General features: G+C 40.1%; 13 protein-coding genes and 1 other RNA gene. 5 read left to right on the plus strand and 9 right to left on the minus strand.

Features of this window, described 5'->3' with window-relative positions; translation table 11 throughout:
• The first annotated feature begins 57 nt into the window (after positions 1-57).
• The 4 genes from F824_RS0120690 to F824_RS0120705 are packed head-to-tail and all read left to right on the plus strand — an operon-like array spanning position 58 to position 4,555.
• Positions 58-1,287 (plus strand): M16 family metallopeptidase, encoded by a 1,230-nt coding sequence (locus F824_RS0120690; protein ID WP_019599852.1) that lies wholly within the window; start codon positions 58-60, stop codon positions 1,285-1,287.
• A gap of 1 nt (position 1,288) precedes the next feature.
• The gene (locus tag F824_RS0120695; RefSeq protein WP_019599853.1) at positions 1,289-1,933 is read left to right on the plus strand and encodes an O-methyltransferase; all 645 of its coding nucleotides are present in this window, start codon (positions 1,289-1,291) and stop codon (positions 1,931-1,933) included.
• Positions 1,934-1,941: 8 nt separating this feature from the next.
• Positions 1,942-3,537, plus strand: a complete 1,596-nt coding sequence (locus tag F824_RS0120700) for a lytic transglycosylase domain-containing protein (protein WP_139189687.1) — start codon at positions 1,942-1,944, stop codon at positions 3,535-3,537.
• Between the two features lie 28 nt (positions 3,538-3,565).
• Positions 3,566-4,555 carry a DUF3078 domain-containing protein gene (locus F824_RS0120705; RefSeq protein ID WP_019599855.1) on the plus strand — a complete coding sequence of 330 codons (990 nt, stop codon included), beginning with the start codon at positions 3,566-3,568 and terminating at the stop codon, positions 4,553-4,555.
• A 40-nt stretch (positions 4,556-4,595) separates the two neighbouring features.
• Here the strand turns inward: F824_RS0120705 and F824_RS26345 are convergent, their stop codons facing one another.
• From F824_RS26345 to F824_RS0120725, 3 genes are all read right to left on the minus strand, one after another.
• Positions 4,596-5,039, minus strand: a complete 444-nt coding sequence (locus F824_RS26345; protein WP_139189685.1) for a DNA polymerase III subunit gamma/tau — start codon at positions 5,037-5,039, stop codon at positions 4,596-4,598.
• A 143-nt stretch (positions 5,040-5,182) separates the two neighbouring features.
• Positions 5,183-6,328, minus strand: coding sequence for a DNA polymerase III subunit gamma/tau (locus tag F824_RS0120720; protein ID WP_019599857.1), 1,146 nt, complete (start codon positions 6,326-6,328; stop codon positions 5,183-5,185).
• 200 nt (positions 6,329-6,528) lie between these two features.
• On the minus strand, positions 6,529-7,317 hold the full coding sequence (locus tag F824_RS0120725; RefSeq protein ID WP_033405523.1) for a DUF481 domain-containing protein: 789 nt from the start codon (positions 7,315-7,317) through the stop codon (positions 6,529-6,531).
• Positions 7,318-7,682: 365 nt separating this feature from the next.
• Between F824_RS0120725 and ssrA the strand changes: the two genes are divergently transcribed.
• Positions 7,683-8,089: a transfer-messenger RNA gene (ssrA, locus tag F824_RS27285) on the plus strand.
• A gap of 55 nt (positions 8,090-8,144) precedes the next feature.
• Here the strand turns inward: ssrA and F824_RS0120730 are convergent.
• From F824_RS0120730 to F824_RS0120760, 6 genes are all read right to left on the minus strand, one after another.
• On the minus strand, positions 8,145-9,293 hold the full coding sequence (locus F824_RS0120730) for a hypothetical protein (protein ID WP_026333838.1): 1,149 nt from the start codon (positions 9,291-9,293) through the stop codon (positions 8,145-8,147).
• 103 nt (positions 9,294-9,396) lie between these two features.
• Positions 9,397-9,594, minus strand: coding sequence for a hypothetical protein (locus tag F824_RS0120735; RefSeq protein ID WP_019599860.1), 198 nt, complete (start codon positions 9,592-9,594; stop codon positions 9,397-9,399).
• 174 nt (positions 9,595-9,768) lie between these two features.
• On the minus strand, positions 9,769-10,035 hold the full coding sequence (locus F824_RS27290; RefSeq protein ID WP_175526554.1) for a cysteine peptidase family C39 domain-containing protein: 267 nt from the start codon (positions 10,033-10,035) through the stop codon (positions 9,769-9,771).
• Positions 10,036-10,062: 27 nt separating this feature from the next.
• Positions 10,063-11,211 carry a DUF4221 family protein gene (locus F824_RS0120745; protein ID WP_019599862.1) on the minus strand — a complete coding sequence of 383 codons (1,149 nt, stop codon included), beginning with the start codon at positions 11,209-11,211 and terminating at the stop codon, positions 10,063-10,065.
• Positions 11,212-11,680: 469 nt separating this feature from the next.
• A complete protein-coding gene (locus F824_RS0120750) occupies positions 11,681-12,823 on the minus strand; it encodes a DUF4221 family protein (RefSeq protein WP_019599863.1) in 1,143 nt (380 codons plus the stop codon).
• 415 nt (positions 12,824-13,238) lie between these two features.
• Complete coding sequence (locus F824_RS0120760; protein WP_019599865.1) at positions 13,239-14,870, minus strand: DUF6734 family protein; 1,632 nt, start codon at positions 14,868-14,870, stop codon at positions 13,239-13,241.
• Position 14,871: the final 1 nt, after the last annotated feature.

Genomic DNA, 14,871 nt, shown 5'->3' on the forward strand with positions numbered 1-14,871 from the left:
AAAATTTCAGCCCAAAGTCTGATATATTTGTAAATTAATGGCCGGAAACTATTTCACATGCAGTACAACTTAAAAGAATTACCCAACGGCATCAGAATCGTTCATCAAGAAATCACCCATACGCGATTGGTCCATTCCGGATTCATCATGAATATCGGTAGCCGGGATGAATCCAAGGAGGAAGAAGGATTGGCCCATTTTTGGGAACACATGGTTTTTAAAGGGACCAAAAAAAGGAAATCCTTTCACATCCTCAACCGACTGGAATCTTTGGGTGGCGAGCTCAATGCCTACACGACGAAAGAAAAAATCTGTTTTTATGCCAGCGTTCTTGGTGTTCACTTTGACAAAGCAGCCGAATTGCTGTGCGACATCACCTTCAACAGCACCTTTCCACAAAAGCAGTTGGAGAAGGAAAGGCAAGTGATCCTGGAGGAAATGTCCATGTACAGCGATTCTCCGGAAGACTCCATCCAAGATGATTTTGACGCGATGGTTTTTGAAGGGCATGCACTGGGGAGAAACATCTTAGGCCGTGAGGAAACCGTCAAAAATTTTGAACAGGCGCATTTGTTCGACTTTGTCTCCTCTCGATTGGACACGCACAAGATTGTATTTTCGGTGGTGGGCAATATCAGCTTCAAAAAAGTCCTGCAGCAGGTCGAGGGTTATTTGTCCGCAATTCCGGAAAAAAGAAGCCTTTATGTCCGGAATGGTTTCACCACTTACCAGCCCAAATCCAAAGTGATCGAAAAAGAAATTTCCCAAGCCTTGTTTGCGATGGGAAAGCCCACTTTTTCACTTTACGATCCCCGGAGGTTCAAACTGTTTTTGCTCAACAACATATTGGGCGGACCAAGTATGAATTCCCGATTGAACCTTGCGCTGCGAGAAAAACACGGCTATGTGTACAGTGTGGAATCTACCTATTCGGCTTACTCGGACACCGGTTTTTTCGGGATTTTTTATGGGACGGAGGAAAACACCTCCAAAAAAGCCCTGAAAATCGTGCTGAATGAAATGCATAAACTGAGAACGCAAAAACTCGGGACCATGCAGCTCCACATGGCCAAAGAGCAGGTGATTGGACAAATGGCCATGGCGGAAGAGAATTATGCCTCTTTGATGCTGATTTTCGGGAAAAATCTCATTGATAAGGGATATATTGATGCTTTGGATATTATCTTTGGAATTATCAGGAACACCACCGCCGAAGAACTTTTGGAAATCTCCAACGAAGTCTTCGCGCAGGATGAATTGAGTTTCCTTACCTATTTACCAAAATAAAATGGAATTTATCCCAGCGGAATTGTTGGCTTATTGTGAAAGCCATACTTCCGAAGAAGATGATTTATTGAAGCACATCACCCGGGAAACCCATGCCAAAGTGCTGATGCCACGAATGCTTTCCGGTAAACTCCAGGGAAAGCTGTTGGAATTGTTCACCAAGATGCTCAATCCACAGGTAATCCTCGAAATCGGGACATATACGGGTTATTCGGGGATCTGTATGGCGAGGGGACTGGGCGAAAAGGGAAAACTCATCACGCTCGACATCAACGATGAATTGGAACCGATGGTGAGAGGCTTTTTTGAGCGATCAGGACTCAGCACCAAAATTGACTATAGACTTGGCAATGCCCTGGAAACCATTCCCCAGCTGGAAGGAAATTTTGACATGGTTTTCATCGATGCCGACAAATTCAACTATATCAATTATTACAACTTGGTCGTTGACAGGGTCAACACAGGCGGCATTATCCTGGCAGACAATGTTTTATGGTCGGGAAAAATATTGGTGGAGCCTGGAAAAAAAACAGACAAGGACACGCAGGCACTTTTGGATTACAATCAAATGGTACAGAATGATCCAAGAGTGGAAAATATACTTTTGCCCATCCGCGATGGGATTATGATGGCCAGAAAATTATGAGTAAAAATATGAGTTCGAAAAACATTCCTTTCTTTTTATCCCTGATTTTTGTGTGTCTGAGCACGCTTGCACATGCACAGACCCCACAGGTTCCCTCCGAAATCGAATTTGCGGACCTTACCATCAGAATCCATGAGCATGCCCGGAGAGAAATCCAATTGGATGTGGATGCCCTGTACAGAAACAAAACCTATTTCAACATCAAGGCCGATCGGATCAACCTTTATTTGCCCATCGTGGAAAAAGAACTCCGTGAAGCGGGCGTTCCACTGGATCTCAAATACTTGGTCATCCAAGAAAGCAGCCTGATCGCAGATGCTGTTTCTACCTCCAATGCTGTCGGCTTTTGGCAGTTCAAAAAAGGCACTGCCGAGGAAGTTTTTTTGAGGGTTGACAATGTAGTGGATGAAAGAAAAAACATCGTTTCCTCCACGAAAGGTGCAGCGCTGTACCTCAAGAAACACAATGCCCAATTTGACAATTGGATGTGCGCACTCGTCTCCTACCAAATGGGTCTTGGTGGGGCAAAAGCCTATTTTGGAACCGAGCTAAACGGGAAAAGAATCATCGTCTTGGATCGGAATTCCCATTGGTACTTCAAAAAATTCTTGGCCCACAAAATTGCTTTTGAAGGTCAAAGCGCATTATTGGTCAGCAATGGCAGGTATTTGAATGAACTCAGGGTGCAAGGCCCCACTACTTTAAAAGCGATCGCCCCCAAACTTGGGGTCACCGAAGCTCATTTGAAAGAATACAACAAATGGACTTCAAATGGTCAGATTCCCGGCGATAAAACCTACACCGTTGTTTATCTGAAAGAAGGCAGCGTTCCCGTAAAACCAGCAGTGATTACAAATCAGGAGAATTTTGGCACCCAACCAAATTCTCAAGCCGCCAATACCAAAGGAACTTCAAGCTACCCGAGAGTAACCGGAAACCAGCAGAAGGCAACCCAACCCAACCAGATAAAGGTCAACAACATCGATGGTGTCATGGCTACGGCCACGACCAGTCAGGAGGCTTTTGCAGAAGATATCGGCATCAGGGAAAGGAAATTCAGAAGAGTAAATGACCTGGATAGAAATGAGAAAATAGAAGCGGGACAATATTACTATACCGATCCCAAAAAATCAAAAGCGGATGTACAAACCCATATCGTCCAACCGGGAGAAACCCTTTGGGCCATCTCACAGATGTACGGAATCAAACTTTCTTCACTGAAAGCCAAAAACAGAATCAGAAGAGACAAGGATTTAAAGTCAGGCATGGTGCTGAACCTTGTTGACCACCGCAAACGAAATGAGGAGATCAGGATCGTCCCATTGAGTACACCGCCGAGATCGATTCAGGCAAGTACTCCCCCAGCCCAACAAACGCCACAACCAAGCGTGAGCCAACCCGTTTATCAGCCCGCACCAGCAAGTCCACCTGTAAGATCCGCCAGCAATGGAAACGGCAGCATCGCGCACACGGTTGGCCAAGGCGAAAACCTGTTCAGGATCAGTCAAAGATATGGTGTAAGTGTGGATGAAATAAAAAAATGGAACAATCTGCCCGACAATAACATCCGAATTGGTCAGAAATTGACTATTTTAAAACCCTAATGATTTGATCGCCCCATCCAGCAGAAGAATGATAAAAAAGTTGATCCTGTTTTTTATATGCGTATTTGCAGGACTGCAAATCGCCAAATCCCAAGACAGAACGATGTTGGCGGATACCCTTTTGATCAATGGGGACACCATCATCATGCTGGGAGATTCGGTCATCATCAAGAAGGCGGAAGTGCCCATTTATTGGAAAAAGGGGGGCAATTTCAATTTAAGCATCCAGCAGGTCAGCCTGACGAATTGGTCGGCTGGTGGCGCCAGTAATTTTGCTTTGAACACCGGATTAAACCTTTTTGCCAATTTTGCCAAGGATGAAAAAATATGGGACAGCAAGCTGACCGTTAATTTTGGATTTAACAGACAAAGTGAAAGGAGATTTGCTTCCAGAAAAACCAATGACAACTTTATCTTTCTGAGCAAATATGGCCGAGAGTTAACTGATTTTTGGTTCCTGTCGACACAAGTAGATGCCCGGACACAGTTATTGTCAGGTTATCGTTATTTCAGACCCCCTGGATCAGAAAGAGAATCCAGAGCAAAAATATCGGATTTGCTGGCACCTGCCTATATTCAGTCTTCCACCGGTTTGAACTACAGAAGAGAATTCAAGAACAAGGATAAAATCTCCATCATTGGCTCTCCCTTTACTGGTAGGTTCACGATAGTAATGGACGATTCATTGAAAAATGCCGGGGCTTTTGGCGTGATGCCGGGAGAAAATATCAGACCGGAAGCGGGTGTTTCCCTCTCCTCCTCTACAGACATCCAACTCTTGGAAAATATCAGGTGGAAAGCCGATCTGAATCTTTTTTCCAATTATGAAAGGCTGGGAAACATGGTGGTGAATTTTAACTCCATCATCAACATGAAGATCAATAAATACATCACCACCCGAATAGAAACGGTCTTGATTTACGATGAAAGCGTTTTTATTTCCCAAAATGATGGCCCTCCAAAACGGGCAATCCAACTGCAGAACCTTATCAATTTTGGAATTGGAGTGGATTTTTGAAATGAGTCCGGACTAAAATTTTCCGGCTAGATTATTTATATCAAAAGTCGGTCTCCAGCCCAAATCTATTCTGGAGATCCCGAAAAGCACCTGATTTCCCCTTGAGAAAATTCAGTTTATCTGTGGAAGTGTAGAGTTTTGGTGTGTCGTCTGCAATATTTTCCCTCAACTCCAGGTCCAATCTCACTTGGGTATTGTTGAGTTTTTGTCTCAAAAGCCCAACAAACTCCGGTTTGATTTTTAAAAACACATCTTTCTGGATTTCCCCGTTTAGGATAAACAAAATCGTGTTGTCCACAATCTCAAAGGGCTGTTTCAATACAGTCATTTCAAGGTTTTTGTGATCGGCTTTGAACTCCAGCAGGATTTCGGCCACCACTTCCTTTACCCTGGTCAAGTCAAAAGTATCTGAAGTCTTCGCTGATTGGGCAGATATCATCACTTCAGGATGATCATCTGTTATGGGCTGTTCAGGAGAGGCCAAAGGGGCATCCTTTACCGTATTTTGGGCCTCCCTTATATTGGAGGGAATGGAGATGGTTTTTTGAACAGGGGATTTTTTGGCTGCAAACGGATTGGCATCCTTGAAAAGGGATGGAGCTTTTTCTTCTACAGAAGGTTGCTCAATCAGGCTTTTTTTTTTGAATCCTCTTGTGCCAATGCCGCGAGGGAAATCGCCTGAGGCAATTTCGCCAATTTCATCAAGGCCAATTCTACATGAAGTCTTTGGTTTTTACTGGCCTTGTAATGGATCTCCGAGTAATTGCAAATGTTCAATGCCGAAAGAATAAAGGATAATGACGCTTGCTTCGATTGGGCAACATAGCGCTCTTTGGCCGACTCTGAGACTTCCAACAATGAGATCATCTGAGGATCTTTACAAACCATCAAATCTCTGAAATGCTCGCTCAATCCTGTCACAAAGTTCTGCCCATCAAATCCTTTTTTGAGAATTTCGTCAAAAATCAACAAGGTCTTCGCAATACTTTCCTCCAACAAGGCATCGACCACCTTAAAATAATAGTCGTAATCCAGAATGTGGAGATTGTTGATCGTATCGAGGTAGGTAAGTTTATTTCCTGCCGAATAGGTCACGATCAGATCAAACATGGAAAGCGCATCCCTCAATGCACCGTCCGCCTTGGAAGCGATCAGCCGCAAGGCTTCTTCTTCAAATTCAATTTTTTCTTCAGAGGCGATGTATTTCAGGTGCTCGCCAATGTCCTTGATCTGAATCCTGTTGAAGTCAAAGATCTGACAACGGGACAGAATGGTAGGGATGATCTTGTGTTTTTCAGTAGTCGCCAAGATAAAAATCGCGTACTTCGGCGGCTCCTCCAAGGTCTTCAAGAAGGCATTGAAAGCATTGGAGGATAACATGTGCACCTCATCAATGATATAGACCTTGTATTGCCCTTGCTGGGGCGGATATCGGACCTGCTCCACCAAGTTGCGGATATCATCCACCGAATTGTTAGAGGCAGCATCCAGTTCATGGACATTGAAGGAATTGTTGTTGTTGAAAGCAAGGCAAGAATCACAGGTGTTGCAGGCCTCGTAATCTGCGGTTTGATTTTGGCAATTGATGGTTTTGGCCAGAATTCTGGCACAGGTGGTTTTACCCACTCCCCTAGGACCGCAAAAAAGAAATGCCTGCGCCAAGTGGTTGTTTTTAATCGCATTTTTCAAAGTAGTGGTTATGTGCTGCTGCCCTACTACACTCTTAAAATCAGAAGGTCTGTATTTTCTTGCTGAAACAACGAAATTTTCCATCACCGCAAGATATAAAATAATTGGAATTTAGACCTTGGTGTTTATGATTTTAAAGGAGAATATTTACCCAATCCCCTGATTGTCTTCGAAATTAAAATATCAATACGCCTACACTTTAATTCTCCTTCTACACCATCCCCTTTGTGCCGAGCGAAAGCTGAAAATATCAATTCAAATGTGGAGACCTAAAAGCCTGACGTTTAGAAATTGATGGAGAGACTCGTCTTGAAGGAATAGATCACTTTGGTGATGGGCACGATGGGCTTGTCTTCATAGGACAATTCAAATGTATTGGTCAGGGAAAATTTATCCGTCAGTTTGGTATTCAGTATGGTGGAATTGCTGATGCGGTTTCTCAATGCCCCGATCTCTTTGTCATAACCGACTTGATAATAATTGACCATGTTGATGTCCACAAATTCATTTAGGGTAGCCCTTAGGCTGATGTAATTGGAGCTCTTGATTAAGCTGACTTCTACGATTTCCTCAGTTGAAGGGTGTTTCCATTTTTCAAACTCATACAGCCCACCTACGCCGAATATAAAAGAAAACCGGTCCGTTTTGACGATGTTGTGTCTGACGGCTCCACCCGCCACCCATCTTGGATCCAGCCCCCTGAAATTGTCAAAGGAATATTGGACGTAGGTCTCAAAATTCACCTTTCGGTCCCTGAGGAAATTGACCCTGCCGTGAAGAAAACCAAAATTCAAGAAGTCGGAATCGTTGATGCGCAGGTAATCAAATTTGGAAATAAACATATACCCATGCTTTCCAGGATAATAAAGTGCATTCATGTCAAAATTATAACCGAACAGGTTGACCGGCTCATCTGCTGCTGCACTGCGGTTATAAACACTCAATCCTGCACCAACTTTCACCAAAAACACTTTACTGGTATCTTTTTCAAGGCGTGCCCTTTCAATATTCAAAATTTGGCCCTGCAATACAAAAGGGGAAAATATCAGGAGCAACAAAATTAATTTTCTCAAAACAAAAGAGGGTTGATGAAAGGACAAAGGTTTCAAATTATGGAAAGGAATACAAAGAAATTTCAAAAAAATGAGTTTAAAGCAATCTATATCCAATGCATCCGTGTGATGCATCAGCACTTGAATTCCAGTCTAATGGTTTACCAATGGGTCAGTTGCCAGTATTTTTTGACTTCAGCATATTGGGAATAGGCCTTATTCCCAATATGCTCTAATTTTCTTTCCTTTACAAACCCACTCGCCAGTGCAATGCATATTGTGGGTTGATTGCTTGTAGCTGAGGGCGAAAATTCTGGTCAATATCAAAATGACAGACGGTAGGAACTTTAATTGTTGTATATTTGTAATCCATTTTGGAAACAAATGGGGCTGACCGGTTTTGACAGGAGGTGTAAGGACTGGGCTCGCATGTCGGGTGGAGTATGTACGCCCGCAAATAATTCATACAAACCATAGCTGGCGAATCTAATTACGCCATGGCTGCATAATTTAACCCTTCGGGGATTAGATAACGCTTAAAAGGTTGAGTTTCGATAGAAATTCCCTGGCCACATCCCGCGACCCTTCGTTCTGTTGGGGTTGATTCTGGGGTGTCGATAAGACAGAACTAGTGCCTGGGACGCTACTAGACAGGTGCGAAATTCAGTGGATAAGCTTCACATGGGTGTGTCATCCAGCAGTGTGGAGTCGAAAACCCAACAGGTGACTAAACATGTAGACGGTACAGTGTTTCCCTATCTGGACGCGAGTTCGAATCTCGCCAGCTCCACAATTCAATGTAAAAAATCCCCTGTAAATTCTTGATTTGCAGGGGATTTTGCATTGAATCACATTCTTAATTCATAAATAGAATAGCTGGAATAGTTCATCTCAGCACCTTCTTCATCTTTGTCTCTCATTAAGAATTTTCCACTTGCCAAAATGATGAGTTCAGAATTGGGTTCAATACCTTCCGGAAAAGGCAGCTCTTTAAGGACGTTTTTGTCTTCACTGGCGTAGTAAAATCGGTATAATTTGGAGTCCTGTATTGGAGAATACGTGCTGTTCGCCTCTTTTTTCGTTGCCAACTCCAACTCGCTCATCCCGGAATACCGAAGAATCATAAGATCTCGGTTATAAACGGGAAACAATTTCACGGTCTTACCCTTCCCATTGTCCATCAAATTACTCTTTTCAAGATTGATCTGCCGCGTGAAATTAAAATCCGCATTCAAATCGTACACTCCTATGGCGATTGAGTTGTCAAAAGATAGAAGCAACAATTTGTTTTCGGTGTCGAGGTAATAGATTGGCGCCAAGTCAAATTCTTTGTCTTTTGGGTTGTACTCACTGTACAGACTAAAATCAATTGGCAGTTTCCAAATCAAAGTGTCATTGGAAGAATCAAAGAGCTCAACAATATGCCCATTTCCTAACTTCGTTTGTATTTCATTAAATGGTATTTTGGTATTTGGAAAAAACGAGGTAAAAACAAAAGGTCTCGATGTATCCTCCCCGAAGTAATAAGGTGTCCTATATCTTGGCCCGCCATATACTGTTAAACCAAAGTTTGGCCCATATTTCCATCTCTTTTTTATTTCCCAATTTTGGTCATACCATATAAGTTCATTTGAGCTTTGGAGAAATACTCCTCCACCATCCTCATTGAATGCGGCGGAGCTTAGGTTACTGTTATATTCGTTTGGCCCTTCCCCAATTCTCAATACTTCCCGAATGATCTCACCCTGGGCATCAATCAATATAAAACTCTTGGTAATAGGATCATATCCAAGATAATTTCCATTTTTTGAATGATGATCCAAAATCCTAAAACGCGTGTCTCTTTTGACAACAAAAGAGTCAACCTTTACCAAATCGATATCCAAGCTTGCGGATTCTCTGTCTTTTGCCTGACAGGAAAAAAACATCACTACAATCACTGGGAGAAATTTCCAAAACACTTCATTCCGCCCATTTATTAAGTTTTTTAGAGTCATGGTATTGTGTTCAGAATAGCTAAATATTATTTTATTTGAATGAATGCAACACCTAAATTGTGAAAATGGGGTTAGGTCCTAGTGGGACCTAACCCCTAGGCTGTCACGAGCAACCCGTTTCAACAGAGTAAGCTGCGCCTCCGTTGTTTGCACATTCGAGGGAAGCGTCAATTGGACAATTACCCGAACCGCCAAACTGCGCACCATCCTCGCAGGTTAGTGTATGGCTACAAGCATTACCCCCTGTAATCTTCTTCATCTGACTTCTTTCCAATACCTCATCGAAAGTACGTCTCAGCATTTTTAAACTTAAATTTTTCATGATTTTTGAATTTCATGAATATTAGACTCTCCGGACATTAAGGTTAGCCGAAGCCTCTGACCATTCATCGCGACTGAATATTTTCAGGGCCTGTTTGCCTGTTTCTATTCCAAAACATATTTTAAATCCTCCACAGCATAAGCTTTAGGCAGCTCATGGCCATGGATGAATATGGTGGGTGGGTAGGTAATATTTTCTGCATCTGTCCAAGACAGCTTGGCCCCAATGGTTTTTGAACCCCATAGCTTCGGCAGCATCACTCAGTTTCAATAAGCTGCTTCCTTCCCTGGTCGTTTCAGAGATCTCCCTAATTTCTTTTAGGGAGATTAGCTTGCCATAGTGCTTGGCTATAATCCTCAAGCAGGTAGGGCCGCAATCTTTTGAGTCAGGTTGTTTGTAAAAAGAGAAATTGCGTTTCAAAAATTATTTTTTTAATTTTTGAATTACCTAATTTGAGTTACTTATAACATTATTTAAATTGATTCTGACAAACCCCATTTCATCGTCTAAGTTAATGAATAGCCAAAGCTTCCCATCTTTAATGAAATAATCATTATCAAAGTCTGACAATTCCTCTATCTCAAGTTCAGAAAGTAGATTAAATTCAGCATCGAAAACAGTTAGAAAAACCTTTATTTCTTGAGTTTCACCATAAGTAGCCTTTGAATTTGCTTTGTTTTCCTCCACAAAAATTGTTTTCGTTGACAATCGATAATACTGCTTACTTTCAGAATCCCATACTGGCCGATAATACTTAACTTGTTCATAGAAATGTTTTATTTCTTTAATTATTTCGTTCATGGATCCCACACTAATATTTGGGGGTTTTACACTTTGGGGAGTCAGTGTAGGGTTATAGTTTACAAATTTCAAGGCTTTAACTTTGTAATCGTAATATACGATATCATTTGAAAATTCATAACTTATAATGATCTTGTTATTTTGATGTGTTAATTCAATACTAGGATCAACAATATTACCGGACTGAGCACTCCTAATGCTTAAGTCGCCATATGATTTTTTTGAATTGAGGTCTAATCGGTCTACCTTATTTTTTCCTATGGACAAGGCATCAAGATTAACTCTAATATTTTCATAATCGTATGATAGACCAAAAACAAGTAAATCTTCTGATTCTACGATAATTTGTCTCACAGGATAATCGTTATATATTTCCCCATTTGCATTTAATGAATTTCTCCAATCTAATTTTTGAATTAAGCTTCCAGTACCATCAAAAATTGCAGATTCCACATATGATTTAATAAAAAAATGATCATTCTTCAACACATCGAAACCAACGAAAATTTCGCCAGTTCCATTTGGACCATCTTTTTCAAATGCTATCCTTTTTATAAATTCTAACTTATCCAGATCTATATTATCCAATGAATGGTTAAAAGAATTATAATAAAAAATTGATTTTTTATTATAATCTAAATCAGAAAATGATGCAAATCCCCACAAATCCAAAATTTCATTCTTAGAATTAATTCTCACTGTATCTATTGAATAAGACACTGATGGATTTTCGAGTTCAGTTTCTCTTGCCGTACAGGCAGATAATAGTAAAATTAAAATAATAAAATATTTCATTAGTATTTCTTATGAAGGAATAAAAATGAAGCCACAATTACTGTGACTTCATGCCTTTTTAATTGTTTCAGTTTGTCCTACAATACCCATTTGTAAGGTCACTACATGTGCTTTGTGCGCAGCAGGATACACCTGGGTGATCTGAACCACATTTCCTTGAGAGACATCCTATAGCATTTCGTCCATTTCCACCTGTAATATTTCTCATCTCCTCACGGGAGAGTGACGCTTGGGCAATTTCAAAATTAAACTTTTTCATTTTTTTTTGATTTTATTGAATGTTAAAATCTCCGGACATTTAAGTCACCCGAAGTTTGTGACCATTCATCGCGACTGAATATTTTTAAGGCCTGCTTGCCTGTTTCTATTCCAAAACATATTTCAAATCCTCCACAGCATAAGCTTTCGGCAACTCATGGCCGTTGATGAATATGGTGAGGGATGTATATTTACATCGGACCGACACGGTTTAAATATCAAGTACAAGAAAACCCAACTCATCTGAGAAATTCTGATAAACCCAAAGCTTCCCATCTTTAGCGAAATACTTCACAAACTCTGTGGTCAATTCGGGAATATGAACCTCTGAAATCAAATTAAAATCTTCATCAAAAACAGATATATACACCTTAACTTCATTTACTTCTGGCAAAAATGAATTTTCTTCTGTCATTACATCGCTGAAAGTCCTTGATGCAGATAACCGCAAGTAACGCTCTTTTACCTTGTCCCATACCGGTGGACCAAACCTGACCTGTTCTACTAAATATTGATACTCCTTTTTTAACTGTTGAGATGATGCAATACTTTTTCCGCTGAGGTCTTTGGCACGTTTGGCAGTCATTTTAGGTTCATAATTAATGGTTTTATAATGGTCCCCATTAGTGTTGAACAGGTCTACCTCATTTGAAAATTCGTGACTAACCATTACCAAGTCATTTTCATGCCTCATATAAACTAAGGGATCCAAATATGTATAGTCAAGGGGATCGTCAATAGTCAAAACAAAATTTCGGTACGACTTTTTAGTATCTATATCAAATCTTATAAATTTATTTTTTGAAAATGATAATATATCCAAAAATACATCTCGTTCAGATTCATTATAACTTAGGCCAAAAATAATCAGTTGTTCTGAGAATAAAGCAAGTTCGAATTTTGGAAGGCCTAAATATTTCAAACCATTTGAATCTTTTGAGTTTTCCCAATCAATTCTTTCAATTAAATGACCGTCTTTTTGAAAGACCGCTGACTTACCGAAAGACTTGATAAAAATCAAACTATCATTCAACAGTTCAATGCTGTTCACGTAAGTTCCAGTTCCATTTGGTCCTTCCGATTCAAATGGGTAATTATTGACAACTTTTAAACAATCCAGATCCACTTCATCTATTGAATGATCAAAGCCATTGTATAAAAAAAGAGATTTATTTTTAGCATCTAAATCGGAGTTTTCAATACCCCTTCTTATATCCAAAATCCTTCCTTGTTGATCTATTTTAATGCTATCAATATAATATTGTAGTTCATTTTTATTCTCAATATGATGTTGTTTATTTCCACAAGAGAAGGATATTATCAATAAAACCAGTAGTGGTGTTAAATACTTCATTTTTTATTTTTTAAATAAGGAGCCAAAATTAATTTTGGCTCCTTTATTATTTGAGAAATTAATTATTCAACTACTATTCCTACCTAATAGGCCTACTAATACATTGACCTGATGGACCACTACAATAGTCTTGAGAAGAACAACATTGAACCATAGCCTGCCCCCCACAAGCTGTATTACTGCAACCCCCTGCATACCCTCCAGTAATCTTCCTCATTTGACTTCTCTCCAATACTTCATCTGATGTTAGCCTTAGCATTTCTAAATTAAATTTTTTCATATTTTTGATTTTATTAAATGTTAAATTCCCCGGGCATTAAGGTCAGCCGAAGCATCTGACCATTCATCGCGAGTGAATATTTTTCTTGTTGAGAATGTCATTTTTGTACCTATACCAAAATCATTTAAAGTATAACTAATCCATCTTTAAGAAAATCACCCCACTATATGCCAGAAACCTGATCGCTTCTTCCAGATATACCAGAACCTTTTCCTCATTTACATTTTCGAAGAACAAAATCACTTGTTCCTTAACCACTGTAATTGAAATATGCGCTTCCTTGGAGAGCAGGGATATGAGGTAAGTTTCCATGGGATTCAACAAATATTCTATGATCTCGCCATGGTGTTTATCGGGCAACAATAAGGTCCGGTAATAATAAGGTTCAAGAGTCAGGTTGTTTTCGATATTATTGTGTTTTACCCGGGTAAAAAATACATGATTTTGAGACCAGTCCCATTCGGATTCTATGGTCATTGACAGCGGGGATAATTTCAACATTACCTTTTCTTTCCATTGGTCCGTCGCAAACGAAAGGTTGACCCTATCAATAGCTTCTTGTTCATTATCCCAAATAATGTCGTCATTAGGCAAGGATTGTGTTAATCTGATTTTCTCTTTTTCAAAATCAAAGACATCATTCAAAATTGCCATTGATCTGCCGTCAGTCAATTCTTTTTCAAGCCACTCAATTGCTTGAAAAATGGAAAACTTACTTATATCGGTTGGGATTTCTTCTTGATTACAAATTGACGAAATGATTCCTTTGGTCCTGCTGAATTTTTCATCTTCAGATTTGCCGCTGTATTTTATTGAAAAACTTGAAACGAGTTTTTGGGAATTAGAGAAACCCTCATGAGCTCCATGTACCTTGTCATCTCCCCCTTGAGATTCAAAAAGTTCGATGATACGATAATAATACTCAGGATAATCCAGCCTCAGCCTATTTGCCAGTTGATCGCAAACCCAACCATTTTTCTTGTAATCCCCCAATGCGTGCATAAATGGGATTTTGAAGGGCAAATGATGGAAATTGGCAAATGATTCAAAAAAGGATGGATCGTAAACGGTATCCAATAGGTAATTTACTTCTATCCCCATGTCACTGCTCAAACAGTGAAAAATATACTGCTCTACCACTGCATTAAAGTTCACCATTTGGGCAGGGGTCAATTCACTTATTTCTAGTTTGTTCTCAGTGACAAACTTTCGGACAAGCTTATAATAATCCTCGAAAAACCGAAAATCTTTTCCTCCCAATATGCCGGCATTACTGGCCTTTATCGGCAATGATTCTTTAATCTGGCTTTTGATGGGAAACGGAACGTATCCAAAAGTTTTGCCTACAAGACCAACCAGTTCCTTGTAGTAGTCAAAATCCTGTTCTATGTTCTGGGCAATCAGCTGACCGGACAGGAGGTCTTCGGGAAAAGGCTTAAAAATAAAAACATCTCCATCAATATTCAAAAAAGGTTCTTTATGCAGAGTATAAGAATAGATTTTTTTCATTACCCATAATCCGGGGATACCTCCTAGGACTAAATTATCCAGTTCAATTCTTACTTTTTTGTAAGGTAATTTCAATTGGTCAATCAATAACTCTTTCCCCTTGGTGTCGGTGATCAATTCCACATTGTCATAGAATTTATGGAGTTGTAAACTGCTGAGTGCCCAACTCATCAAATGGTATTTGGCACTGCACCATCCAAAAGCAGCCTCCAACGGGTCTTTGCCTTCATCTATCCAAAATGTGTGAACAAACTTCATA

Source organism: Rhodonellum psychrophilum GCM71 = DSM 17998 (assembly GCF_000381545.1).
Taxonomy (GTDB): Bacteria; Bacteroidota; Bacteroidia; order Cytophagales; family Cyclobacteriaceae; genus Rhodonellum; species Rhodonellum psychrophilum.